The 23,402-nt window shown below is 65.9% G+C and carries 16 protein-coding genes and 1 pseudogene; 13 read left to right on the forward strand and 4 right to left on the reverse strand.

Annotation, left to right across the window (positions count from 1 at the left end; genetic code table 11):
* Positions 1–281 precede the first annotated feature (281 nt).
* The 3 genes from VEIS_RS01960 to VEIS_RS01970 all read left to right on the forward strand — a co-directional run bounded on the left by VEIS_RS01960 (position 282) and on the right by VEIS_RS01970 (position 3,300).
* Positions 282–1,241, forward strand: coding sequence for a Bug family tripartite tricarboxylate transporter substrate binding protein (locus VEIS_RS01960; protein ID WP_011808200.1), 960 nt, complete (start codon positions 282–284; stop codon positions 1,239–1,241).
* Between the two features lie 67 nt (positions 1,242–1,308).
* On the forward strand, positions 1,309–1,794 hold the full coding sequence (locus VEIS_RS01965) for a tripartite tricarboxylate transporter TctB family protein (RefSeq protein WP_041949742.1): 486 nt from the start codon (positions 1,309–1,311) through the stop codon (positions 1,792–1,794).
* Positions 1,795–1,806: 12 nt separating this feature from the next.
* The gene (locus VEIS_RS01970) at positions 1,807–3,300 is read left to right on the forward strand and encodes a tripartite tricarboxylate transporter permease (protein WP_011808202.1); all 1,494 of its coding nucleotides are present in this window, start codon (positions 1,807–1,809) and stop codon (positions 3,298–3,300) included.
* Between the two features lie 16 nt (positions 3,301–3,316).
* On the opposite strand, the gene mgtA is transcribed toward VEIS_RS01970, so the two are convergent.
* Entirely contained in the window at positions 3,317–6,079 is a 2,763-nt protein-coding gene (gene mgtA, locus VEIS_RS01975; protein ID WP_011808203.1) for a magnesium-translocating P-type ATPase, read from the reverse strand.
* A gap of 312 nt (positions 6,080–6,391) precedes the next feature.
* Here mgtA and parC point away from each other — a divergent pair, with 312 nt between their 5' ends.
* Together parC and VEIS_RS01985 are read left to right on the forward strand one after the other, a co-directional pair.
* Positions 6,392–8,749, forward strand: coding sequence for a DNA topoisomerase IV subunit A (gene parC, locus VEIS_RS01980; protein ID WP_011808204.1), 2,358 nt, complete (start codon positions 6,392–6,394; stop codon positions 8,747–8,749).
* Positions 8,750–9,037: 288 nt separating this feature from the next.
* Positions 9,038–10,846, forward strand: coding sequence for a methyl-accepting chemotaxis protein (locus tag VEIS_RS01985; protein ID WP_011808205.1), 1,809 nt, complete (start codon positions 9,038–9,040; stop codon positions 10,844–10,846).
* A 71-nt stretch (positions 10,847–10,917) separates the two neighbouring features.
* Here VEIS_RS01985 and VEIS_RS31050 read toward each other — a convergent pair whose 3' ends face one another.
* The gene (locus VEIS_RS31050; protein WP_265685392.1) at positions 10,918–11,043 is read right to left on the reverse strand and encodes a hypothetical protein; all 126 of its coding nucleotides are present in this window, start codon (positions 11,041–11,043) and stop codon (positions 10,918–10,920) included.
* Here VEIS_RS31050 and VEIS_RS01990 point away from each other — a divergent pair.
* Positions 11,038–11,946: a DMT family transporter gene (locus VEIS_RS01990; protein ID WP_198137943.1), complete on the forward strand. Its 909-nt coding sequence runs from the start codon at positions 11,038–11,040 to the stop codon at positions 11,944–11,946. The genes VEIS_RS31050 and VEIS_RS01990 overlap by 6 nt on opposite strands.
* Positions 11,947–11,961: 15 nt before the next feature.
* Here the strand turns inward: VEIS_RS01990 and VEIS_RS01995 are convergent, their stop codons facing one another.
* The gene (locus tag VEIS_RS01995; RefSeq protein ID WP_011808207.1) at positions 11,962–12,420 is read right to left on the reverse strand and encodes a RidA family protein; all 459 of its coding nucleotides are present in this window, start codon (positions 12,418–12,420) and stop codon (positions 11,962–11,964) included.
* A 111-nt stretch (positions 12,421–12,531) separates the two neighbouring features.
* Here VEIS_RS01995 and VEIS_RS02000 point away from each other — a divergent pair, with 111 nt between their 5' ends.
* The 5 genes from VEIS_RS02000 (at position 12,532) to VEIS_RS02020 (ending at position 20,336) form a co-directional block, all read left to right on the forward strand.
* Entirely contained in the window at positions 12,532–15,168 is a 2,637-nt protein-coding gene (locus tag VEIS_RS02000; protein WP_011808208.1) for a DNA internalization-related competence protein ComEC/Rec2, read from the forward strand.
* A gap of 91 nt (positions 15,169–15,259) precedes the next feature.
* A complete protein-coding gene (locus tag VEIS_RS02005; RefSeq protein WP_011808209.1) occupies positions 15,260–16,717 on the forward strand; it encodes a circularly permuted type 2 ATP-grasp protein in 1,458 nt (485 codons plus the stop codon).
* Positions 16,711–17,670 (forward strand): alpha-E domain-containing protein, encoded by a 960-nt coding sequence (locus VEIS_RS02010; protein WP_011808210.1) that lies wholly within the window; start codon positions 16,711–16,713, stop codon positions 17,668–17,670. The genes VEIS_RS02005 and VEIS_RS02010 overlap by 7 nt, the downstream gene beginning before the upstream one ends.
* Before the next feature lie 130 nt (positions 17,671–17,800).
* Positions 17,801–18,922, forward strand: coding sequence for a Bug family tripartite tricarboxylate transporter substrate binding protein (locus VEIS_RS02015; protein WP_011808211.1), 1,122 nt, complete (start codon positions 17,801–17,803; stop codon positions 18,920–18,922).
* A 43-nt stretch (positions 18,923–18,965) separates the two neighbouring features.
* A complete protein-coding gene (locus tag VEIS_RS02020) occupies positions 18,966–20,336 on the forward strand; it encodes an MmgE/PrpD family protein (RefSeq protein ID WP_011808212.1) in 1,371 nt (456 codons plus the stop codon).
* An 85-nt stretch (positions 20,337–20,421) separates the two neighbouring features.
* Here VEIS_RS02020 and VEIS_RS28055 read toward each other — a convergent pair.
* Positions 20,422–20,604, reverse strand: a pseudogene (locus VEIS_RS28055) (IS481 family transposase); the annotation flags it as partial.
* Positions 20,605–20,888: 284 nt separating this feature from the next.
* On the opposite strand from VEIS_RS28055, the gene VEIS_RS02025 reads away from it, so the two are divergent.
* Positions 20,889–22,451, forward strand: coding sequence for an ABC transporter substrate-binding protein (locus VEIS_RS02025; RefSeq protein ID WP_011808214.1), 1,563 nt, complete (start codon positions 20,889–20,891; stop codon positions 22,449–22,451).
* On the forward strand, positions 22,451–23,398 hold the full coding sequence (locus tag VEIS_RS02030) for an ABC transporter permease (protein WP_011808215.1): 948 nt from the start codon (positions 22,451–22,453) through the stop codon (positions 23,396–23,398). Before VEIS_RS02025 ends, VEIS_RS02030 begins: the two co-directional genes overlap by 1 nt.
* Positions 23,399–23,402 lie beyond the last annotated feature (4 nt).

Genomic DNA, 23,402 nt, shown 5'->3' on the forward strand with positions numbered 1-23,402 from the left:
GCACCGGGCCTGTCAGCGCCGCCATTGGCAGGCCCGAGGATGCGTCATGCGCCAGGCCCGGAACGAGACCGGGCATGGTCCGGGGCATGGCCCAAGGGAAAGCCCAAGAGATGGCCCAAGAGATGGCCCGGAATGAAGCCCGGACGCATGGCTGATATGCAGCTTGCGCCATCGGGAAAGCGGTCACCAGGCCCTGGGGTTTACCCCAGGTCCGTGAAGCGCCGTTCGGGCGGCGGCTGCGTGCATCATTGGGCGGTTGGCAAACCTTTTCCGGAGACTACATGCGTCGTGCCATTTTTCTGAAATCACTGGCAGCCATGGCTGCTGCGGGCGTGCTGCCCGTGTCGGCCCAAAAGGCAGCCGCCTTGAAGATGATGATTCCCGCCAACCCGGGCGGCGGCTGGGATTCCACCGGCCGCGCGCTGGGCAAGGCGATGCAGGATGCGGGGGCGGCAGCGTCGGTGTCTTATGACAACCGGGGCGGCGCCGCCGGGATCATTGGCCTGGCGCAGTTCGTCAATGCCAGCAAGGGCGACCCGAACGCATTGATGGTGATGGGCGCCGTGATGCTCGGCGGCATCATCGCCGGCAGGCCGCCGGTGGGGCTGGACAAGGTCACGCCGCTGGCGCGCCTGACCAGCGAGTACAACGTGTTCGTGCTGCCCGTCGATTCGCCGCACAAGACCATGAAGGATTTGCTCGAACAGCTCAAAAAAGACCCGGGCAGCGTCAAGTGGGGCGGTGGCTCGCGCGGCTCGACCGAGCACATTGCCGCCGCGATGATCGCCCGCGCGGTGGGGGTGGACCCGGCCAAGATCAACTTCGTGGCCTTCCGTGGCGGCGGTGAAGCCATCGCCGCCGTCCTGGGGGGCAATGTCACCGTGGGCGGCAGCGGCTACAGCGAGTTTGCCGAATACATCGCTGCCGGCAAGATGCGCGCCGTGGGCGTGACTTCCGGCACCCGCCTCAAGGGGGTGAACGTGCCCACGCTCAAGGAGCAGGGCATCGATGTGGAGATCGGCAACTGGCGCGGCGTGTACGGCGCCCCCGGCATCACGGACGGGCAGCGCAAAGTGCTGATCGATGCGCTGCACCGAACCTTCAAGCACCCGGCCTGGCAAGACCAGATGGACAAGAACCGCTGGACGCCCGCCTGGCTGGCCGGCGACGAGTTTGCCAACTTCGTCGATGCCGAGTTCGCCAGCCTGCGTGCCACGATGGCCAAGTCGGGGATGGTCTGACGTGGCGCCAGCACATTCGTCGCACCATCCAGCGCGCCATTCGTCGCATTCGTCGCACTCGCGGCCCTTGCAGACCCTGCTCGGTGCCGGCTTGGCGCTGCTGGCGCTGTTGCTGGCCTGGGGCGCCAGCGCGGTCAGTTCCGAGGCCGGCTACGGCGGCGTAGGCCCGAATTTTCTCCCCTGGCTGGTGAGCGCGGCGCTGCTGGTCTGCGCGCTGCTGTGTGTGCTGCATGCGCTGACCGGGGGCTTGCGCGATCTGCAAGCAGGCTCTGGCGCCGAGCGCGCGCATTGGCAGGGCTTCCTCTGGGTGTCGGCCGCTTTGCTGCTCAATGCGCTGCTGATCACCACGCTGGGCTTCATCCTGAGCTGCGCGCTGTGCTTCGTGCTGTCGGTGCGGGGCTTCAAGAGCGCTGAAGGCCAGCTCGACCTGCGCCTGCGGGCCTGGGTCAAGGATGGCTTGATCGGTGTGGCCGTGGCAGCGCCGGTGTTCTGGATGTTTACGCAATTGCTGGCCATCAACCTGCCCGGCCTGACCCGCACGGGGTGGCTGTAGGGCCGACACGCCATGGAGACGCTCGATCTGCTGATGCACGGTTTTGCCACCGCAGCCACCCCCGTCAATCTGCTGTGGGCCTTTGTCGGCTGCATGATAGGCACGGCCGTGGGCGTGCTGCCCGGCATCGGGCCTGCGGTGGCCGTGGCCATGCTGCTGCCGATCACGGTCAAGGTCGAGGCCACGGCCTCGATGATCTTTTTTGCCGGCATTTATTACGGCGCGATGTACGGCGGCTCGACCACGGCGATCCTGCTGAACACGCCGGGCGAGGCCGGCTCCATGGTCACGGCCATGGAGGGCAACAAAATGGCCAGGAACGGGCGCGCCGGCGCGGCCCTGGCCACGGCGGCCATCGGCTCGTTCGTGGCCGGCAGCATTGCCACCGTGCTGGTCACGTTCTTCGCGCCGCTGGTGGCGCGGCACGCGGTGCGCCTGGGGCCGCCGGAATACTTCATGCTGATGGTGCTGGCCTTCACCACCGTCAGCGCGGTGCTGGGCAAGAGCCTGTTGCGCGGCATGGTGGCGCTGCTCGTCGGCCTGGCCCTGGGGCTGATCGGCATCGACCAGATCACCGGCCAGGCGCGCTACACCGCCGGCATGCCCGAACTGATGGATGGCATCGAGGTGGTGTTGATTGCCGTGGGCCTGTTTGCCGTCGGCGAAGCCCTGTACAGCGTGATGTACGAGGGCCAGACCGAAGAAACCCAAAACCGCCTGACCAGCACGCACATGACGCGGCAGGAGTGGCGCCGCTCCTGGCCGGCCTGGCTGCGCGCCACGGCCATCGGCTTTCCGTTCGGCACCGTGCCTGCGGGCGGCAGCGAAATTCCCACCTTTTTGAGCTATGCCACGGAAAAGAAGCTCAGCCGGAACCCGCAAGAATTCGGCACCACCGGCGCCATCGAGGGCGTGGCCGGCCCCGAGGCCGCGAACAACGCGGCCGTCACCGCCACGCTGATTCCGCTGCTCACGCTGGGCATCCCGACGTCGAACACCACCGCCATCTTGCTGGGCGCGTTCCAGAACTACGGCATACAGCCTGGCCCGCAACTGTTCGATAGCAACGCGGCGCTGGTCTGGGCGCTGATCGCGTCGATGTACATCGGCAACGTGATGCTGCTGATTCTGAACCTGCCTCTGGTGGGCCTGTGGGTCAAGCTGCTGAACATCCCCAAGCCCTATCTGTACGCGGGCATTTTGGTGTTCTCCACCCTGGGCGTGTATGGCATGCGCCAGAGCGCGTTCGATCTGCTGCTGCTGTACGCGATCGGCCTTTTGGGGGTGCTGATGCGCCGCTTCGACTTCCCGGCTGCGCCGGTGGTGGTGGGCATGATCCTCGGGCCTTTGGCCGAGACGCAGATGCGCAACGCCGTGGCCATCGGTGAAGGCAAGTGGACGATCTTCCTGGAGCGCCCCGGCTCGCTGGGCCTGATCGTCGTCGTGCTGGCGGTGCTGCTGCTGCCGCGCCTGCTGCGCCGCCGGGCCGCGCGCACAGCGGGGTAGCCGCCGGTTTTTTCCCTCATTGCCAGCCGTAGCGCCGGGTGTAGCAATTCTTCATGGCCTGAATCAGCGCGCCGTAAGCGATCAGGATCGCCAGCAGCCACGCAAAGTAGCCCGGCGGCAGCGCCTGCAGCTTGAAGTAGCTGGCCAGCGGCGACATCGGCACGATGATGCCGATGGCCATGATGACCAGCGTCATGCCCATCAGCGGCCATGAAGCGCGGCTTTGCAGGAACGCAATGCGCCGGGTGCGGATCATGTGCACGATCAGCGTTTGCGACAGCAAGCCTTCGATGAACCAGCCCGATTGGAACAGGGTTTGACGATCCGGCGAGTTTGCGCCGAACACGTACCACATCAGGGCAAACGTGCTGATGTCGAAGACCGAGCTGACCGGGCCGAAAAACACCATGAAGCGGCCGATGTCGCCCGGGTTCCAGCGTTGCGGCTTCTCGATGAATTCCTTGTCGACGTGGTCGAACGGGATCGGAATTTGCGATGCGTCATACAGCAGGTTCTGCACCAGCAGATGCAAAGGCAGCATCGGCAGGAAAGGCAGGAACGCGCTCGCCACCAGCACCGACAAGACATTGCCGAAGTTGGAACTGGCGGTCATCTTGATGTACTTGAGCATGTTGGCGAAGGTCTTGCGGCCTTCCAGCACGCCGGCTTCGAGCACCATCAGGCTTTTTTCCAGCAAGATCAGATCGGCCGCCTCCTTGGCGATGTCGACGGCGGTATCGACCGAGATGCCGACATCGGCCGCGCGCAATGCCGGCGCATCGTTGATGCCGTCGCCCATGAAGCCGACCACATGCCCCTCGTCATGCAGCACGCGCACGATGCGTTCCTTGTGCGCCGGGCTGAGTTTGGCGAAAACGGTGGTCTTTTCCAGCGCAAGCGCCAGTTCGGCATCGCTCATCTTTTCCAGCTGCGCGCCAAGCAGCATGCCCTGTATCTCCAGCCCGACTTCGCGGCAGATCTTGGCGCTCACCAGTTCGTTGTCGCCGGTCAGGATCTTGACGGTGACGCCATGCGCGCGCAGCGCGGCCAGCGCCGGCGCCGTCGATTCCTTGGGCGGATCGAGGAAGGCGATGTAACCGATCAGCACCAGGCCCGACTCATCGGCGACGCCGTATGTTTCCTTGGTCGGCGGCAGGTCTTTGGCGGCCACGGCCACCACGCGCAGACCTTCGGCGTTCAGGCTGGCGGTGGTCGCGCCGATCTCGGCCAGCAGTTGCGGCGTGAAGGGCACGATCGCACCGCCGTTGCGCGCATGCGTGCAGACCGAAACGATTTCTTCCACCGCGCCTTTGCAGATCAGTTCGTGGTGGTCTTCGCGTTCACTGAGCACTACCGACATGCGGCGGCGCTGGAAGTCGAACGGGATTTCATCGACCTTGCGATAGGCCGAGGCCAGCGCCATTTCGCGCTGCAATTCGGCGTGCTCCAGCACGGCCGTATCCAGCAGATTTTTCAGGCCGCTCTGGTAGTAGCTGTTGAGGTAGGCGTATTGCAGCACTTCGTCATTGGGCGCGCCGAGGATGCCGGTGTGGCGCTCGAGGAAGATCTTGTCCTGCGTCAGCGTGCCGGTCTTGTCGGTGCACAGCATGTCCATCGCGCCGAGATTTTGAATCGCGTCCAGCCGCTTGACGATGACCTTCTTGCGCGACAGGGCCACCGCGCCTTTTGCCAGCGTGGAGGTGACGATCATCGGCAGCATTTCCGGCGTCAGGCCGACGGCGATCGACAGGCCGAACAGGAAGGCCTCGATCCAATCGCCCTTGGTGAAGCCGTTGATGAAGAACACGATCGGCGTCATCACCAGCATGAAGCGGATCAGCAGCCAACTGACCTGGTTGACGCCGCACTGGAATGCCGTCGGCGTGCGGTCGGTGGCGGTGACGCGCTCGGCCAGCGCGCCGAAATAGGTGCGGTTGCCCGTGGTCAGGACGACCGCCGCCGCCGCGCCGCTGATCACGTTGGTGCCCATGAAGCACACATTGTCCAACTCCAGCGGATTGCCGGCGGCGCTGCCGCGATGCTCTGCGAATTTTTCCACTGGCAGCGATTCGCCCGTCATGGCGGCCTGGCTGACGAACAGGTCCTTGGCCGAGAGCAGGCGCAGGTCGGCGGGGATCATGTCGCCGGCGGACAATTGCACGATGTCGCCGGGCACCAACTCCTCGATCGGCAGCTCGATGCGCCGGGAGCCTCTGGAGTGCGGGCTGGCATCGGCGTGGCGCGGGGCTGGTTCGGCGCTGTCTTGCGCGGCGCCGCAGCGGCTGACGGTCGCGGTGTTGCTGACCATCTCCTTGAGTTTGTCGGCGGCGCCGTTCGAGCGCGACTCCTGGATGAAGCGCATCAGCGTGGACGAGAGCACCATCGCGCCGATCACCATCGCGGCCTTCATGTCTTCGGTGAAATACGACACCGCAGCCAATGCCGTCAGCAGCAGGTTGAACGGGTTCTTGTAGCAATGCCACAGGTGAACCCGCCAGGTCAGCCGCTTTTCGTGCCCGACGGCATGGGGGCCGACGGCGGCGCGGATGGTATCGGCCTCCTGCCCGGTCAGGCCGCCCGGGCGGGTGCCCAACTGGCGCAGCAGCGCGTCGGGCTTCGTTTGTGACGCGCAGACCAGACTCTGGGCAATGGTTTGCGGGACTTCCCGGGCCAGCGCAGCGCTGCGGAACATGTCCCTGCCAAGGCGGCGGAAATGGTGCTCGATGCCGCGCGCGCGGATGAAGCCGACGAAGGCTGCTTTGAGCAGGTCCAGATTCATGCGGAGGCCCTCTTCCTTTGCCACGGTTTGCCGTTCGCGCCCGGCGCGGCTGCGCGCCGTTTCGTGTGGAATCGGACAGGCATGATGGCCGCTGAGCGCAGCGCTGGCTGGGCAGATCGCCTGCCGGCCTGTCCACAGGTTCGCCGGGCGGTGTCGCGCCTGCCGCGCTCTGATTCTGATGGGCGCCGGCGTTCGAAAGTTGCTCCCCACGCGCTGGATTTGTGCGCGCCCGATCACGTATAACGGCATGTGCCACCCACGGGCTGCCGCGCCAGCCGCGCGCGCACCCCGCACCCGCAGAAAGAAGACTCCATGAGCGACCCATCCATTTCTGATTTCAGCACCGCAGGCAACGACGAGGGCGAGACCCTGGGCCTGGCGGACTACGCCCAGCGGGCTTATCTGGAATACGCGTTGTCGGTCGTCAAAGGCCGCGCGCTGCCCGATGTGTGCGACGGCCTCAAGCCCGTGCAGCGGCGCATCCTGTACGCGATGGGCCGCATGGGGCTGGGCTACGGCGGCGCCGCAGGCAACACGGCGGCCAAGCCGGTCAAGAGCGCGCGCGTGGTCGGCGATGTGCTCGGGCGCTTTCACCCGCATGGCGACCAGTCGGCCTACGACGCGCTGGTGCGCATGGCGCAAGACTTTGCCCAGCGCTACCCGCTGATCGACGGCCAGGGCAACTTCGGCAGCCGCGATGGCGACAGTGCTGCGGCCATGCGCTACACCGAGGCGCGCCTGTCGCGCATCGCCCGTTTGCTGCTCGACGAGATCGACGAAGGCACGGTCGACTTCATGCCCAACTACGACGGCAGCACCGAGGAGCCGCGCCAGTTGCCCGCCCGGCTGCCATTTGCGCTGCTCAACGGCGCCAGCGGCATTGCCGTGGGCCTGGCCACCGAAATCCCGAGCCACAACCTGGGCGAAATTGCCGCCGCCTGCATTGCGTTGATCAAGACGCCCGCGCTCACGCAAGAGGAACTGCTGGCCCTGGTGCCTGGCCCGGACTATCCCGGCGGCGGCCAGATCATCAGCAGCGCCGCCGAGATTGCCGGGGCCTACCAAACCGGCCGTGGCAGCCTGAAGCTGCGCTCGCGCTGGAAGATCGAAGAACTCGCGCGCGGGCAGTGGCAGTTGGTGGTCAACGAGTTGCCGCCCGGCGTGAGCACGCAGCGCGTGCTCGAAGAAATCGAGGAACTGACCAACCCCAAGATCAAGGTCGGGAAAAAAGCGCTCAGCCAGGAGCAGACCCAGCTCAAGGCCAGCCTGCTGGCCGTGCTCGATCTGGTGCGCGACGAATCGGGCAAGGACGCGCCGGTGCGCCTGGTGTTCGAGCCCAAGACCGGCAAGACGCCGCAGCAGGAACTGATCACCGCGCTGCTGGCGCACACCAGCCTGGAGACCTCGGCGCCGATCAACCTGACGCTGGTGGGCCTGGACGGCCGGCCGGTGCAAAAATCGCTGCGGCAGATGCTGCAAGAGTGGATCGCCTTCCGTCAGACCACCATCACCCGCCGCTCGCAGCACCACCTGAACAAGGTGCTCGAACGCATTCACATCCTGGAGGGGCGGCAAATCGTTTTGCTCCACCTCGATGAGGTGATCGCGATCATCCGCCAGGCCGACGAGCCCAAGGCAGCGCTGATGGCGCGCTGGAGCCTGAGCGACCGGCAGGCCGAGGACATCCTGGAAATCCGCCTGCGCCAGTTGGCACGGCTCGAAGCGCTGCGGATCGGGCAGGAACTCAAGGAACTGCGCGACCGCCAGGGCAAGCTCGAAGACATACTGAACCACCCCGGCGCGCTGCGCCGCACCCTGATCAAGGAAATCGAGACCGACGCCAAGACCTTTGCCGACCCGCGCCGCACGCTGATACAGGCGGAAAAAAAGGCCGTGATCGAGGTTCGGGTGCCCGACGAGCCGGTGACCGTGGTGGTCTCGCAAAAGGGCTGGGTGCGCGTGCGCAGCGGCCATGGGCACGAGGCGGCCAGCTTTGCCTTCAAGGCCGGCGACGGGCTGTACGGCACGTTTGAATGCCGCACCGTCGACACCTTGCTGGCCTTTGGCAACAACGGCCGGGTGTATTCGGTGGCCGTATCGCTGCTGCCCGGCGCGCGCGGCGATGGCCAGCCCGTCACCACGCTGATCGAGCTGGAAGCCGGCACCCAGGTGCTGCACTACTTTGCCGGCCCGGCCCAGGCCACGCTGCTGCTGTCCAACTCGGGCGGCTACGGTTTTCTGGCGACGGTCGAACACATGATCTCGCGCCAGAAGGGCGGCAAGACCTTCCTCACGCTGGCCGGGGGCGAGACACCATGCCCGCCCTCGCACGCCTTCGGCAGCACCGGCAGCGCGCCGGTGCTGCCGGCCACGCATGTGGCCTGCGCCTCCACCGGCGGGCGCATACTCACGTTCGAGCTGGGCGAACTCAAGACCATGGCCAACGGCGGCCGGGGTCTGTTGCTGATCGATCTGGAAGACAAGGACCGCCTGGCAGGCGCCGCCGCCTATGTCCGCAGCGTCCGGATCGATGGCCTGGGCCGGGGCGGCAAGCTGCGCGAAGAAACGCTGGAGTTGCGCTCGCTGAACAACGCCCGCGCAGCGCGTGGCCGCAAGGGCAAGGCGACGGATCTGGGCTTCAGGCCGTCGGGCGTGACGCGGATCCTCTGAAACACCACTGCACCCAGGCCCGAAGGCGGCAAGGGCGATCGGCACAGCGCCGCCGCCGCCCCGTGCCAGTGACCGGCGCCGGGTGGGTCGCCAGCGGCCCGGCAAAGCCCGTTGCGCAGCGTCCGCTGGCATGGAAGGCAGCCGTTGCATGTGCTGCCGTTGCAATACGCAGAGTTACCTGGTGACGGCTTCTTTTACTGCTTTTGCCCGTGTGAATCGTGAAAAAATGCCCCGCAGCCGCGCGCAAACGGCACACACATGCACACATGCACGAGAGGGAGACCCGCCATGCCCACACGCTTTCGAATGGCCCACAAACTGTGGCTGGCGGTGGTTTCGACCGTGGTCTTGCTGCTGATCGTGCTGGGTTTTTCCGGCTATCGCCTGGACCGGGCGCAGGCCCGGGCCGACGCCATGGCCAGTGACATGGCCAGCCGTGTGCAGGCGGCGATGCGCTGGGCCGGCCTGGTCGAAGTCAATGCCGCACGGACACAGATCCTGAGCGTCATCTCCGATCCGCAGGCCGAGGCGCAATTCAAGGATGTGATGCTCGCCACTTCGGCGCAGATCGGCGCGGTGCAAAAGTCGCTGGAGGCCATGGCGCTGACCGATGCCGACAAGGCGCAGATGGCCCAACTGGCGCAACTGCGCCAGACGGCGGTCGATCTGCGCGACCAGGCCCTGCAACTCAAAAGTGCGGACCAGCAAGAGCCGGCGCGGGCCGTGCTCCAAAAGTCCTACAACCCCGCCGTGGCCATTTATCTGCAGGGGTTGCAGGATTTCGTGCGGCAGCAGCAACGAAACGCGCAACAGAGCCAGCAGGAGATGGACGATGCGCACGCGCTGATCATGCAGATCAGCGCCGTCACGGCGGGCCTGCTGATCCTGCTCATCATCGTCGGCGCCCATTACCTGATCGGCAGCATGCAGCGCCCGCTGGCGCAGGCCAACGCGCTGGTCGAACGCATGGCGGGCGGCGACCTGAGCATGCAAGAGCCGGTGACGCGCGGCGATGAGTTCGGCGACCTGCTGCGCTCGCTCTACACGATGGGCAACGCCTTGGGGCGCATGGTGCACCAGGTGCGGCTGAGCACCGACAGCATTGCGCTGGCCAGCGCCGAGATCGCCACCGGCAACCAGGACCTGTCGGCCCGCACCGAGCAGACCTCCAGCAACCTGCAGCAGACGGCGGCTGCGATGGAGCAATTTACCAGCACCATCGCGCAAAGCGCAGGCAGCGCCCAGCAGGCCAGCAGCCTGGCCGCCGGGGCCACGGGCGTTGCGCGCAAGGGCGGCGAGGTGGTCACGCAGGTGGTGTCCACGATGGAGGACATCAACCACAGCAGCAAGAAGATTGCCGACATCATCGGCGTGATCGACGGCATTGCGTTCCAGACCAACATCCTGGCGCTCAATGCAGCCGTGGAAGCAGCCCGCGCCGGCGAGCAGGGCCGTGGATTTGCCGTGGTGGCGTCTGAAGTGCGCAACCTGGCGCAGCGCAGCGCCGAGGCCGCCAAAGAGATCAAGCAACTGATCATCGCCTCGGTGGAAAAGGTCGAGGCCGGTTCCCGGCTGGTATCGAACGCCGGGAGCACGATGGCCGACATCGTGCAGTCGGTGCAGCATGTGACCGACATGATCGGCGCAATCACGGCCGCGTCTTCCGAGCAAAGCGTGGGCGTGTCCCAAGTCAACAAGGCCATCAGCAACCTCGACCAGATGACACAGCAAAATGCAGCGCTGGTGGAACAAAGCGCCGCCGCAGCGCAAAGCCTGCGCGAGCAGGCCGACCACCTTGCGCGGGAGGTGTCGATATTCAAGGTGAATGCCGCAGACTACGCCAGCCATGGCCCCGCGCAAGCCGCAATGGCGCAAGCCGCGATGACGACAGCACGCACGAGTGCGGGCGCGGCCATGCCAGCCGCCTCTGCCCGGCCCGCCAAACCCGCAGCAGGCGCGCGCACCCAGGCGGCCCCCCGCCTGGGTGCTGGCGCAGCACCCACCCCGGCGGGCGCACCGGCCCTGCCGGGCAAGGCCGGCGGCAAAAAACCGGCCATGGCCAAGCAAGACCCCGAAGAGGAGTGGGAGTCGTTCTGAGCGCCGAGGCCCCGGGCGTCAGGCCGCGCAGGTGCCAGCCCGGCTGGCGCGAAACTGCGGCATCATCCGCTTCAGCCGCACTGTGCCGGATGATGAACGATCCGGCTCATGCCAAGCTGCGCACCCATGCCGGCGAAATATTTACCGGGAAAAACCTGCAACGCCGCTTTGGAAGGCAGAAAGATTTCACGATGCAATTCAATAGAAAAACATCGATCGGCATGGGTCTGGCCCTGATGGCGGCCTTCATGAATTCATTCATCGCCATATTGAGCAAGCAATTGTCGTCCGCCAACCTCAACCCGAGCAGCATCGCTTTCTACCGGGCATCGATCGTTTTCTGCATCATGCTGCTCGTGGCGTATGGCGTCAATGTCACGCGGGCCGGCGGCAGGCCGGAAAAACCGGCGGCCATGGCTTCGATCGGCAGTGTCAAGGTTTTCGCCATTGCCGCATTGTTCGGTCTGTTCGGTTTGTTCTATTTTGAAACCTCGGCCTACAAATACGAAATGGCGTCGAACGTGGTTTTCGTGATGATGGCCTCTGCGGCAATATCGTCATTGCTTCTCGAATCGTCGTTGAAGATGGAGCGCATCACCGGCAAGAAAATTCTCGCGCTGGGCGCCAGCATTCTGGGCCTGCTGATCGTTTTCGACCTCGCGCACCTGAGAAATATGAATGGAGTCATGCTGGCCATGGCGGCCGGGACTTCATACGGGCTGTTTTCCGTATACCTGAGAAAACAGGGCGTGAAGGCGAGCATGCATTTCATGCGGAACATGTTTTTCTTTGGCGCCATCTATCTGGCCATCCCCGCGACCATCGACGGCTTCTCGGCCGTCAAACCGGCCCATGTCCCTGCGATACTGGCATTGGCGATTGTGCCATCGTTGCTCGGCACGCTGTGCACGATGAAGTCCCTGGAGTATTTGTCGGCGTCCAGGGTGCAAACGATCGAACTGACCGAGCCGATATTCGTGGCCATCATGGCATACCTGATGATTGCAGAAACCCCGGGGCCAACGCAGATGATGGGCTATGCATTCATCCTGGCCGGGGTTTTCTGCATGAATTCACCAGACCGGACGGCAAACACATGACGGTATGCCGGCCGGTCAGGCCAGTTCGGCAATGAGCTCGATTTCGACGCAGGCGCCCATCGGCAGTTGCGCGACGCCGAAGGCGCTGCGCGCATGCGCGCCCTTGTCGCCAAACAAGCGGACGAACAGTTCGCTGGCGCCGTTGGTCACCAGGTGTTGTTCGGTGAAGTCGCTGGTGCAGTTGACCAGGCTCAGCAGCTTGACGATGCGCTTGACGCGGTTCAGATCACCGCCACAGGCGGTTTGCAGCGTGCCCAGCAGATCGATGGCGACAGCGCGGGCTGCGGCTTGGCCTTCTTCGGTGCCGATGTCGCGGCCCAACTGCGCCACCCAGGGTTTGCCGTCCTTGCGGGCGATATGGCCGCTCAGGAACACCAGCGGGCCGGTCTGTACATAGGGCACATACGCGGCGGAGGGCACCGACACGGGGGGCAGGCTGATGCGCAGTTCTTTGAGTTGCTCGTAAACGCTCATGGGGGTTCTCCTTTGCATGAAGTCGAGGGTGGGAGTGTTGCACAGCCCGGTGCGCCGAATCGCCCAAGCCGGCGTTTTTCCGGCGTTTTTCCGGCGCATTAGCATCGACCCATGCCCGCCATGCGTTCCCGCGTCCCCGATGGCGCCCCTGCCGCAGCGCGCGCCGCCTGGCGGCTGCCTGCCCTGCTGCCGGGTGTGGTGTCGGGCGCGGCGCTGCAGTTGTTGCAGCCTCGGCTGTGGCCGCCCCTGGTGTACGGGGCCTTGCTGTGCGCCGCGTTGGCCTTGGGCTGGTACGCTGGTGCGGCGGCAACGAGGCGCCGCCATGCAGCGCTGTGGGCTGCGGCGCCGGCCCTGCTGGCAGCGGGCCTGGCGGCCGCCGCCATGTTCGCGGTCTGCGGTCTGCGGGCCTGGGGCTATATGGAGCAGGCCCTGGCGCCCGCGCTGGAAGGGCAGGACATCCGCGTGACGGGGCTGGTGGCGGCCATGCCACAGGCCAGCGAGACCGGTACCCGGCTGCGGCTGGAGGTCGACAGCGCGCTCTTGCGGGGCCAGGCCGTGCGTTTGCCGCCCCGCATCGAAGTGGGCTGGTACGGCGCGGGTTTCGGCGACGCGAATGCAGACGCCGGCCAGGCCCCGGGCTTGCGGGGCCGGCCTCCGGTGGTGCGGGCGGGTGAGCGCTGGGCGCTGACGGTGCGTCTGAAAGCGCCGCACGGCATGCGCAACCCCCATGGCTTCGACTACGAGTTGTGGCTGTGGGAACAGGGCGTGCAAGCCACCGGCTATGTGCGCACCGGTCCCAAGGATGCGCCGCCGCTGCGCCTGGGCGCCACTTGGCGCCATCCCGTGGAACGGTGGCGCCAGTCTGTGCGCGATGCCATCGTGGAGCGCTTGGGGCGCGGCGCCCAGGACAGCAGCGAGCCGTTTCGCGCGCGCATTGCCGGTGTCGTGGCGGCGCTGGTCACGGGCGATCAGCGCGCCATCGAGCGGGCCGATTGGGAGCTGTTCCGCGCCACCGGGGTGGCCCATCTGATGAGCATTTCGGGGCTGCACATCACCTTGTTTGCGTGGCTGGCTGCGCTGGCGGTGCGCACGCTGTGGCGCCGCTCCACGGGCCTGTGCCTGGCTGTGCCGGCGCCGTCTGCGGCCCTGGTGGCCGGGGTGCTGCTGGCTGCCGGCTATGCGCTCTTCAGCGGTTGGGGCGTGCCCGCGCAGCGCACGGTGATCATGTTGGGCAGCGTGGCCTGTTTGCAGTTGAGCGGGCGGCGCTGGCCCTGGCCCCAGGTCTGGCTGCTGGCCTGCGCGGCGGTGGTGCTGGCGGACCCCTGGGCGTTGGCGCAGGCGGGTTTTTGGTTGAGCTTTGTCGCCGTGGGGGTGTTGTTTGCCACCAATCCCACGGTCGATGACAGCTATCGGCTTGGCGCCATGGGCCGGTTTCATGCCTTGCTGCGCGAGCAATGGGTGGTGACGCTGGCGCTCACGCCGCTGACTTTGCTGCTGTTTGCCCAACTCACCCTGGTGGGCTTTGCGGCCAACCTGGTGGCGATACCGTGGGTCACGCTGGTGGTGACGCCGCTGGCGCTCGCCGGCCTGCTGTGGGCGCCACTGTGGAGCCTGGCGGCCTTGGCCTTGCAGCCTCTGATCGCGCTGCTGCAATGGCTGGCGCAGTGGCCCTGGGCGCAGTTGTTTTTGCCGGCTGCGCCGTTGTGGGCCGGCGGCGCTGCGGTGGCTGGCGGCGCGCTGCTGGCGCTGCGCATGCCTTGGCAGTTGCGGCTGCCGGCGCTGGCGCTCCTGGTGCCCGTGCTCTGGTGGCAGCCGCAGCGGCCTGCGCCGGGGCAGTTCGAGTTGCTGGCAGCAGACATCGGCCAAGGCAACGCGGTGCTGGTGCGCACCGCAAACCACACGCTGCTCTACGACGCGGGGCCGCGGTTTGGCCGCGACAGCGATGCCGGCCAGCGTGTGCTGGTGCCGTTGCTGCGGGCCCGGGGTGAGCGCCTGGATCTGCTGATGCTCAGCCATCCCGATGCCGACCACACCGGCGGCGCAGCGGCGGTGCTGGCGCAGCAGCCACAGGCCCGGCTCACCGGGTCGATCGATGCCAGCCATGCCGCCTTGCACGGACTGCGCCCGGTGCAGCCCTGCCTGGCGGGCCAGCGCTGGCAGTGGGATGGCGTGGCCTTCGAGGTGCTGCACCCGCTGGCCGGGCCGGTGGGCAAGACCGGGGGCACCGGGGCCGCCGGAGAGACGGGGCCGGCGCCCCGGGCGCCAACGTCCCGGACGCCAGCGTCCAATGCCTCGAGCTGCGTGCTGCGTATCGCGGCCAACGCGGCCAGCACTGCCAACGGTGCCAGCGGTGCTGAGAGGCCCGATCCGCCCGTGGCCCTGCTGGCCGGAGACATCGAGGCGCCGCAGGAGCAGGCGCTGGTGGCGCGTGGCGCGCCGCTGCGGGCCGATCTGCTGCTGGTGCCGCACCATGGCAGCAAGACCTCCTCGACGCCGGCGTTTCTGGAGGCCGTCCGGCCACGCACTGCGCTGGTGCAGGCCGGGTACCGCAACCGCTTCGGTCATCCGGCGCCCGAGGTCTTGCAGCGCTACCGCGAGCGCAACATCCGGGTGCTGGAGTCCGCGCGCTGCGGCGCCGCCACCTGGTCGTCGGCGCAGCCGGGGCGGGTGGCCTGCGAGCGCGACACCGACGGGCGGTACTGGCAGCACCGCCTGCCGCCACGCGGCGCTGGCCGGGACGCTCGATGATGCAGGTCAATGGCTGGCGCAATACCCGGTGGTTGCGCCCGCGCCGGGTGCGCAACTTGCTATCCTCTGGCCTGTCCGCAGGAGGCCGTTCATGCAGAAGTTCGACGAGATGTATGCCATGCTGCCTTTGGCTGGTCGTGCCGTGCGGGAGCATTACCAGCGCTATGCGCAGTGGTTGGACCAGCAGCCGCCGGATCTGATGCAGGCCCGCCGGGCCGAGGCCGAGATGATCTTCCGGCGCGTGGGCATCACCTTCGCCGTCTATGGCGCCAAGGACGAGGACGGCGCGGGCAGCGAACGCCTGATCCCGTTCGACCTGATCCCCCGCATCATCCCGGCCCACGAGTGGAGCCGCCTGCAACAGGGGCTGGTGCAGCGGGTCACGGCGCTGAACCGCTTCATCCACGATGTCTACCACGGCCAGGACATCCTGCGCGCCGCCATCGTGCCCGCCGATCTGATCGTCGGCAACGCCCAGTACCGACCCGAAATGGTGGGCCTCGATGTGCCGCAGGACATCTACGCGCATATCGCCGGCATCGACATCGTGCGCACGCCCGATGCGCAGGGCGAGTACTACGTGCTCGAAGACAACCTGCGTGTGCCCAGCGGCGTGAGCTACATGCTGGAAAACCGCAAGATGATGATGCGCCTGTTCCCCGAACTGTTCAGCCGGCACAAGGTGGCGCCGGTGGCCCATTACCCCGACATGCTGCTCGACGCGCTGCGCGCGAGCGCACCGGCCACGGCCGACGAGCCGACGGTGGTGCTGCTCACGCCCGGCATGCACAACAGCGCGTACTTCGAGCATGCCTTCCTGGCCCAGCAAATGGGCGTGGAACTGGTCGAGGGGCAAGACCTGGTGGTCAAGGACGGCTTCGTCTACATGCGCACCACACGCGGCCTGCAGCGGGTGGATGTGATCTACCGCCGGGTCGACGACGACTACCTCGACCCGCAACTGTTTCGCCGCGACTCGACACTCGGTTGCCATGGCCTGATGGGGGCCTACCGTGCCGGCCATGTCGGCATCTGCAACGCCGTGGGCACCGGCGTGGCCGACGACAAATCGGTCTACCCCTATGTGCCCGAGATGATCCGCTTCTACCTGGGCCAGGAGCCCATCCTCAAGAACGTGCCCACCTGGATGTGCAGAAAGCCGGACGATCTGCAATACGTGCTGGCGCACCTGAGCGAGTTGGTGCTCAAGGAGGTGCACGGCGCCGGCGGCTACGGCATGTTGATCGGCCCGGCCGCCACGCGCGCGCAGATCGAGGACTTTCGCCGCGCACTGCAAGCCCACCCGGCCGGTTACATCGCGCAACCGACGCTCAGCCTGTCGAGCTGCCCGACCTATGTCGACAACGGCATCGCCCCGCGCCACATCGACCTGCGCCCCTTCGTGCTCAGCGGGCGCGAAGTGCAGATGGTCGCCGGCGGCCTGACACGGGTGGCGCTGCAAGAAGGCTCGCTGGTGGTCAATTCATCGCAGGGCGGCGGGACCAAAGACACCTGGGTGTTGGGACAGGCAGGGACTGAGCCATGCTGAGCCGCACCGCCGACCATCTGTTCTGGATGTCCCGCTACACCGAGCGGGCGGAGAACACCGCCCGCATGCTCAACGTGAGCTACGAAACCTCGCTGCTGCCGCAGTCGGCCGATGTGGCGCAGGAGGGCTGGGAGGGGCTGCTGTCGATCAGCGAACTGATTCCGGCCTATACCGCCAGGCATGGCAAGGTCACGCCCGGGCGGGTGCTGGAGTTCATGGTGCGCGACGGCAGCAACCCCTCGGCCATCCTGTCGTGCCTGCGCGCCGCGCGCGAGAACGCGCGCGCCGTGCGCGGAGCGCTGACCACCGAAGTATGGGAAACGCAGAACCAGACCTGGCTGGAACTGCACCGGCACCTCGAAGGCGGCGCCTTCGAGCGCGACCCGGGGCAGTTCTTCGAATGGGTCAAGCACCGCTCGCACCTGTCGCGCGGCGTGGTTCTGGGCACCATGCTGCAAGACGAAGCCTTCCATTTCCTGCGCATGGGCACCTTCCTGGAACGGGCCGACAACACGGCGCGGCTGCTCGACGTGAAGTTCCACGCGGTCAAGAACGACTTTTTCGGCCGCACCAGCGAGCGCAACCAGGAAAGAGACTTCTACCACTGGAGCGCCATCCTGCGCAGCGTCTCGGCGTTCGAGGTCTACCGCAAGGTCTACCGCGACGTGATCACGCCCGGCCGCGTGGCCGACCTGCTGATCCTGCACCCCGGCATGCCGCGATCGCTGCATGCCTGTCTGCGCGAGGTGGTCGACGACCTGGCCGTGCTGGCCAACGAACAATCGGCGGAAACCCGACGCCGGGCAGGGCGCCTGCTGGCCGACCTGCAATATGGCCGGCTCGACGAAATCCTGGCCACCGGCCTGCACGCCTTCCTCACGCAGTTTCTGGACCGCGTCAACGACCTTGGCAGCGGCATCAGCCGCGACTTTCTGGTGGCTGCGGGGGACTGACTTGCGGGTGTGGCGCAATAGCGCAATAACGCAATGGCGCGATACGCCGATCGGCATTTCAGTGCGTTGCCCTTCACGACATGCGCGCCCCGCGCCATCATGCAGCGCAATACGAGACCAGGGGACGAGCATGAATCGACGCGAAATGCTGCTTGCGACAACCCCGCTGGCGCTCGGCGCGCGCGCCGGCACCTTCCCGGACAAGCCCATCCGCTACATCTGCCCCGTTGCCGCAGGCGGCGGCAGCGACATGATCGCGCGCGTGTTCTCGCAGCGCTGGGGGCAACTGCTGGGGCAGCCCTTCGTGGTCGATAACCAGAGCGGGGGCGGCGGGGTCGTCGCGTGCCAGAGCACAGCGCATGCCAAGCCCGATGGCTACACCCTGATGCAGGGCTACGTGGCAACGCACGGCACCGTTCCGGCAACCCGCACCGTTGCCTACGACCCGATCGGGGACTTCACGCCGATCGGCATGATCGGCGCCACGCCCAACGTGCTGGCCGTCACGAGTTCGCTGCCCGTCGACACGCTGGCGCAGTTCGTCGAGTACGCCAGGAAGCACCCCCGGCAGATCAATTACGGCTCGGCGGGCAGCGGCTCCCTGACGCATCTGGCGATGGAACTGTTCATCCAGGCCAGCGGTGCCAGCATGCTGCATGTGCCCTATCGCGGCATCGCGCCGGCGTTCAATGACCTCCTCGGCGGACAGATCCAGGCCATGTTCCCCGGCCTGGCGGCCACGCTGCCCTATCTGCGCGCCCACCGCGTGAAGGTCCTTGCGCTCACGGGAAACCGGCGCAGCCCGCTGCTGAAGGGCGTTCCGACGCTCGACGAGGCGGGCTTCAAGGGGTTCGTGGCGGCGCAGTGGTACGGCGCGCTCGGCCCGGCGCAGATGCCAGCCGACATCGTCGCGCGTCTGAACCAGACCCAGGTGGCGGCGCTGAACGACCCGGCGCTGCGCGAGAAACTAGTGTCGTGTCACCGATCAGATGTCGTAGGCTGCGCGCAGCCATCGGAGCGCAGCGCAAGGCGCATCGCGCAGCCCATACCGAGCGTATGGGCAAGCGATGCAACGCCGCGATGCGCTCCGATGGCCAGCGCAGACCGACAGATGACCGGTGACGCGACACTAGCGCTCGAGGCCGTCGAGCCGATGCCCATGACAGCCACTGCATTCGGCCAGTACATCGCCGCCGAAGTGCAGCGCTGGAGCGCGCTCGCGAAAGCGCGCAATATTCGTTTCGACATGTAGCCGCAGCGCTGCGAATTTCCATCCACCACGCCTGAGACCCATCTTGACACGCAACACCCATGTCGCCGCCGACACCGACCCTCCGGCCATCACCGCCATCCTGGCGCGCTTCGTCAGCACCCATCCGGGCCGTGGCTGGAACGACGCGGTGGAACGCGAAGCCGTGCGCACCTTCTACAACTGGCTCGGCTGCGCCATCGGCGCCGCGCGCCACCCGGCCGCCGACGCTGCGCTGGCGGCCCTGCAGATGCTCGAGCCGGCACCGCAGGCCGCCGTGCTCGGGCGCTCCGAGCGGCTGGACATGGCCAGCGCCGCGCTGCTCAACGGCATCACGTCGCACACCTTCGACTTCGACGACACCCACCTGAAGACCATCATCCATCCGGCCGCTCCGGTCGCGTCGGCCATCCTGGCATTGGCCGAGCAGCGCGGCGCCTCGGGCCGCGCACTGCTCGATGCGCTCGTCATCGGCATCGACGTGGCCTGCCGCATCGGCAACGCGATGTACCCGGAACACTACGACCGTGGCTGGCACATCACCGGCTCGACCGGCATGCTCGGCGCTGCCGCCGGTTGCGCGCGCCTGCTGGGGCTGGACACGCAGCAGACGGGCATGGCGCTGGGCATCGCGGCATCGCAGCCGATCGGGCTGCGCGAGCAGTTCGGCACGATGACCAAGCCCTTTCATCCCGGCGCGGCGGCCCGCGCGGGGATGCTGTCGGCGCTGCTGGCCAGCAAGGGCTTTACCGCGAGCGCACGGGCCCTGGAAGCACCGCGCGGCTTCGTGCAGGTGGTGTCGAACAAGCGCGCTTGGCACGAGGTCAGCGACGCGCTCGGCGAACGTTTCGAAATTTCCTTCAACACCTACAAGCCCTTTGCCTGCGGCATCGTCATCCATCCGGGCATCGACGCCTGCGTGCAGTTGCGCGCACAGGGTGTGCAGCCGCAACAGGTCGAGCGCATCGAGCTGCGCGTGCACCCGCTGGTGCTCGAACTCACCGGCAAGAAAACGCCGCGCGATGGCCTGGAGGCCAAGTTCAGCGTCTACCACGGCTGCGCGGTCGGGCTGATCTTCGGGCGTGCAGGCGAGGCCGAGTTTCGCGACGAAATCGTCAACCGCGCCGACGTGATGGCACTGCGCGGCAAAGTGCACGCGACGGTGGACGACAGCATTGACGAAGCTGCGGCCGACGTGACCGCAGTGCTGCGCGACGGCCGCAGCCTGCATGTGCGCATCGGGCACGCGATCGGCTCCTTGCAGCGCCCGCTCGATGACGCGCAACTCGACGACAAGTTCATGTCCCTGGTCGAACCCGTGCTGGGCCGCGCCAAGGGCACGCGCATCGGACAGGAATGCCGCGCTTTGGCAACGCTGGCCGACATGCGCGCGCTCACGGCCCTGTGCGTGCCATGAATCCGCATCCAGCAGTACAGTGCCCCCTGGACAGGGCCGGAGCATCAAATTTCCTGCAGAAGAAGGATGCTGGCCAGGTAGCTTGGGTGTCGCATCCCGGATGATCATATGGCCTCTTGTGGAATAGATGCGGGTGCTGTTGATGCCACTCTTTCATGGCCTGCATAGGCGTCTTGCTGCCCAGCGCTGACTGCGGCAGTTGGTGGTTGTACAAGGCCACATAGCGCAGCAAGGTCTGCTCCATGTCCTCGCGGCTGTTGAACCTGTGCGGTGATGCCATAGCGCTGGGCCAAGACACTGGCGGTCTGGCTACTGGCGGCTATCTCGGCACGCATGGCCGGCGTGGTGCGGGCGTTCTTGTGCAGGGCCATCGACATGGTTTGACACTCCCCGGGGTGGATTGCAGGGACTCTATCAGCTCCTGCAGGACTGCTCTGGCCATGAACAGCGGATAGCGTTTGGTGTCTATGCAATCGTCCGGGATTACACACATGCACTGCTATCATCACGTTACGATCACGTTACGATCACCGTTATGAAAAGGGAGCAATCATGAAAACGGAACATTCGAAGCTGCCGGAGGCAGCATCAACCCGGCGCCAGTTCATCCATGGTGCGGCAGCGCTCGGTATCGGCATCGGCCTTGGGGGGCGCGCCAGCGCCGCAGCGCCACGCCGCGGCGGTACGCTCAAACTGGGCATGGGCGGTGGCAGCACCACGGACTCACTTGACCCGGCGCTGCTGGTGGACTGGGTGTCCTTGAATCAGGCCTACATGCTGATGAATGGCTTGGTCGAGATCAACGAAAAGATGGAAGCGGTGCCGGAACTGCTGGAGAGTTGGGAAGCCAAGCCCGGCGCGGCGGAGTGGCTGCTGAATGTGCGCAGCGGCGTCACCTTCCACAACGGCAAGACGCTGGACGCGGATGATGTGGTCTATTCGCTGAACCTGCATCGCGGCCCCGCGACGCGCTCGGCGGTCAAATCGAATCTGGCCGATGTGACCGATGTGCGCAAGAGCGGGGCGATGCAGGTCACGATCACGCTCAAGAGCGGCAATGCCGACTTGCCCTATCTGCTGTCTGACTATCATTTGCTGGTGGTGCCCCATGGTTTTCAGGATTGGGCCAAGCCGATTGGCACCGGGCCTTTCGTCTTCGGCGAGTACACGCCGGGCGTGCGCTCGCTGTTCAAGCGCAATCCGGATTACTGGCGGCCGAATGCCGCGTGGGTGGATGCGGTCGAGTTGCTTGTCATCAATGATGTCGCGGCCCGCACCAATGCCCTGATATCGGGTCAGGTGCATGCGATCAACCGCATCGATTTCAAGACCGTCGATCTGCTCAAGCGCAACCCGGCCCTGAGCATCGTGCGCTCGGCGGGCGGCCAGCATTTCACGTTTCTGATGAATTGCACGACCGCCCCGTTCACCGACAACAATGTGCGCTTGGCAATCAAGTATGGCATCGACCGTCAGAAACAGTTGAGCACCATCCTGCGAGGTTACGGCTCGCTCGGCAATGACCATCCGATTCCGCGCACCGACCGTTTCTTCGCCGCCGATCTGCCGCAGCGCGCATACGATCCGGACAAGTCGAAGTTCTATCTGAAGAAGGCTGGCTTGAGCACGCTCGATGTCGAGCTATCGAGTTCCGGCTCGGCTTTTGCCGGGGCGCTCGACTCGGCGGCCTTGCTGCGGGAACAGGCTGCGGCCGGCGGCATCACGTTGTCCATCCAGCGCCAGTCTGCGGATAGCTATTGGGACAAGGTATGGATGAAAGCGCCATTTTGCATGGGCTATTGGGGTGGACGCCCGACTGCAGACCAGATGTTTTCCACCGCCTACAAATCCGACGCCAAGTGGAATGATGCGTACTGGAAAAATCCGCAGTTCGACACCCTGCTGCTACAGGCGCGGGCGATGCTCGATGACAACAAGCGGCGCGAGTTGTATGGCGAGATGCAACGGATGGTGAGCGACGAGGGCGGCACCATGATTCCGCTGTTTGCCGATTACATCGATGCCACATCGAACCGGCTCAAGGGTGCGATACCGCATCCGCTGTTCAATTTCATGGGCGGTCGACTCGCTGAGCGTGTCTGGCTGGAAGGCTGATGCGCAGGCTGTTGATGCAGAGGGTGCTGCTGGGCTTGCTGACCTTGTGGCTGGTGTCGGTGCTGATTTTCGTCGGCACCGAGATGCTGCCCGGCGATGTTGCCTCGGCCATTCTCGGCCAGTCCGCCACGCCTGAAACGGTGGCGGCGTTGCGCGCTTCGCTCGGCCTCGATCAGCCAGCGCTGCAACGTTACCTGATGTGGTTGCTGCATTTCCTGCAAGGCGATTTGGGCACTTCGCTCACCAATGGCCGCTCGATTGCCGCAGACCTGATGCCGCGCCTTTACAACACGCTGTTTCTGGCCAGCTATGCGGCGCTGGTGGTGATACCGCTGTCGATACTGCTGGGCATTGCGTCGGCGATTTGGCAAAACAGCCTGTTTGATCGGGCCGCCAGTGTGCTATCGCTTGCCAGTATCTCGATGCCGGAGTTTTTCGTCGGTTATGTCCTGATCATCCTGCTGGCGGTGAAGTGGGCGCTGCTGCCCAGTCTGGCGGTGGTCTCGGACAGCATGTCCTGGAGTGAACGGCTGTACGCGACAACGCTGCCCATGCTCACCTTGCTGTTCGTCGTCACTGCGCACATGTTGCGCATGACGCGCGCATCGGTCATCGCGGTGATGGGCAGCGCCTATATCGAGATGGCCATTCTCAAGGGGCTCCCCAAGTGGCGCATCGTGGTGCAACATGCCTTGCCCAATGCGCTTGCGCCCATTATCAATGCCGTGTCGTTCAACCTGGCTTACCTGGTCGTTGGCGTCATCATGGTCGAGGTGGTGTTTGTCTATCCCGGCGTGGGGCAGTTGATGGTCGATGCGGTATCGAAACGCGATTTGCCGGTGGTGCAGGCATGCGGCTTGTTGTTCGCTGCTGCCTACATCGGTTTGAACACGCTTGCCGATGTGCTGGCGGTCTGGGTCAATCCGCGTTTGCGGCAGGCGAGATGAGTTC

This window comes from Verminephrobacter eiseniae EF01-2 (genome assembly GCF_000015565.1).
GTDB lineage: Bacteria > Pseudomonadota > Gammaproteobacteria > Burkholderiales > Burkholderiaceae_C > Acidovorax > Acidovorax eiseniae.

Bases quoted from the DNA above. Each gene is read 5' to 3' on its own strand.
- VEIS_RS01960 (WP_011808200.1), top strand. From the start codon at position 282: ATGCGTCGTGCCATTTTTCTGAAATCACTGGCAGCCATGGCTGCTGCG.
- VEIS_RS01970 (WP_011808202.1), top strand. From the start codon at position 1,807: ATGGAGACGCTCGATCTGCTGATGCACGGTTTTGCCACCGCAGCCACC.
- mgtA (WP_011808203.1), bottom strand. From the start codon at position 6,079: ATGAATCTGGACCTGCTCAAAGCAGCCTTCGTCGGCTTCATCCGCGCG.
- parC (WP_011808204.1), top strand. From the start codon at position 6,392: ATGAGCGACCCATCCATTTCTGATTTCAGCACCGCAGGCAACGACGAG.
- VEIS_RS01985 (WP_011808205.1), top strand. From the start codon at position 9,038: ATGCCCACACGCTTTCGAATGGCCCACAAACTGTGGCTGGCGGTGGTT.
- VEIS_RS01990 (WP_198137943.1), top strand. From the start codon at position 11,038: ATGCAATTCAATAGAAAAACATCGATCGGCATGGGTCTGGCCCTGATG.
- VEIS_RS01995 (WP_011808207.1), bottom strand. From the start codon at position 12,420: ATGAGCGTTTACGAGCAACTCAAAGAACTGCGCATCAGCCTGCCCCCC.
- VEIS_RS02000 (WP_011808208.1), top strand. From the start codon at position 12,532: ATGCCCGCCATGCGTTCCCGCGTCCCCGATGGCGCCCCTGCCGCAGCG.
- VEIS_RS02005 (WP_011808209.1), top strand. From the start codon at position 15,260: ATGCAGAAGTTCGACGAGATGTATGCCATGCTGCCTTTGGCTGGTCGT.
- VEIS_RS02010 (WP_011808210.1), top strand. From the start codon at position 16,711: ATGCTGAGCCGCACCGCCGACCATCTGTTCTGGATGTCCCGCTACACC.
- VEIS_RS02015 (WP_011808211.1), top strand. From the start codon at position 17,801: ATGAATCGACGCGAAATGCTGCTTGCGACAACCCCGCTGGCGCTCGGC.
- VEIS_RS02025 (WP_011808214.1), top strand. From the start codon at position 20,889: ATGAAAACGGAACATTCGAAGCTGCCGGAGGCAGCATCAACCCGGCGC.
- VEIS_RS02030 (WP_011808215.1), top strand. From the start codon at position 22,451: ATGCGCAGGCTGTTGATGCAGAGGGTGCTGCTGGGCTTGCTGACCTTG.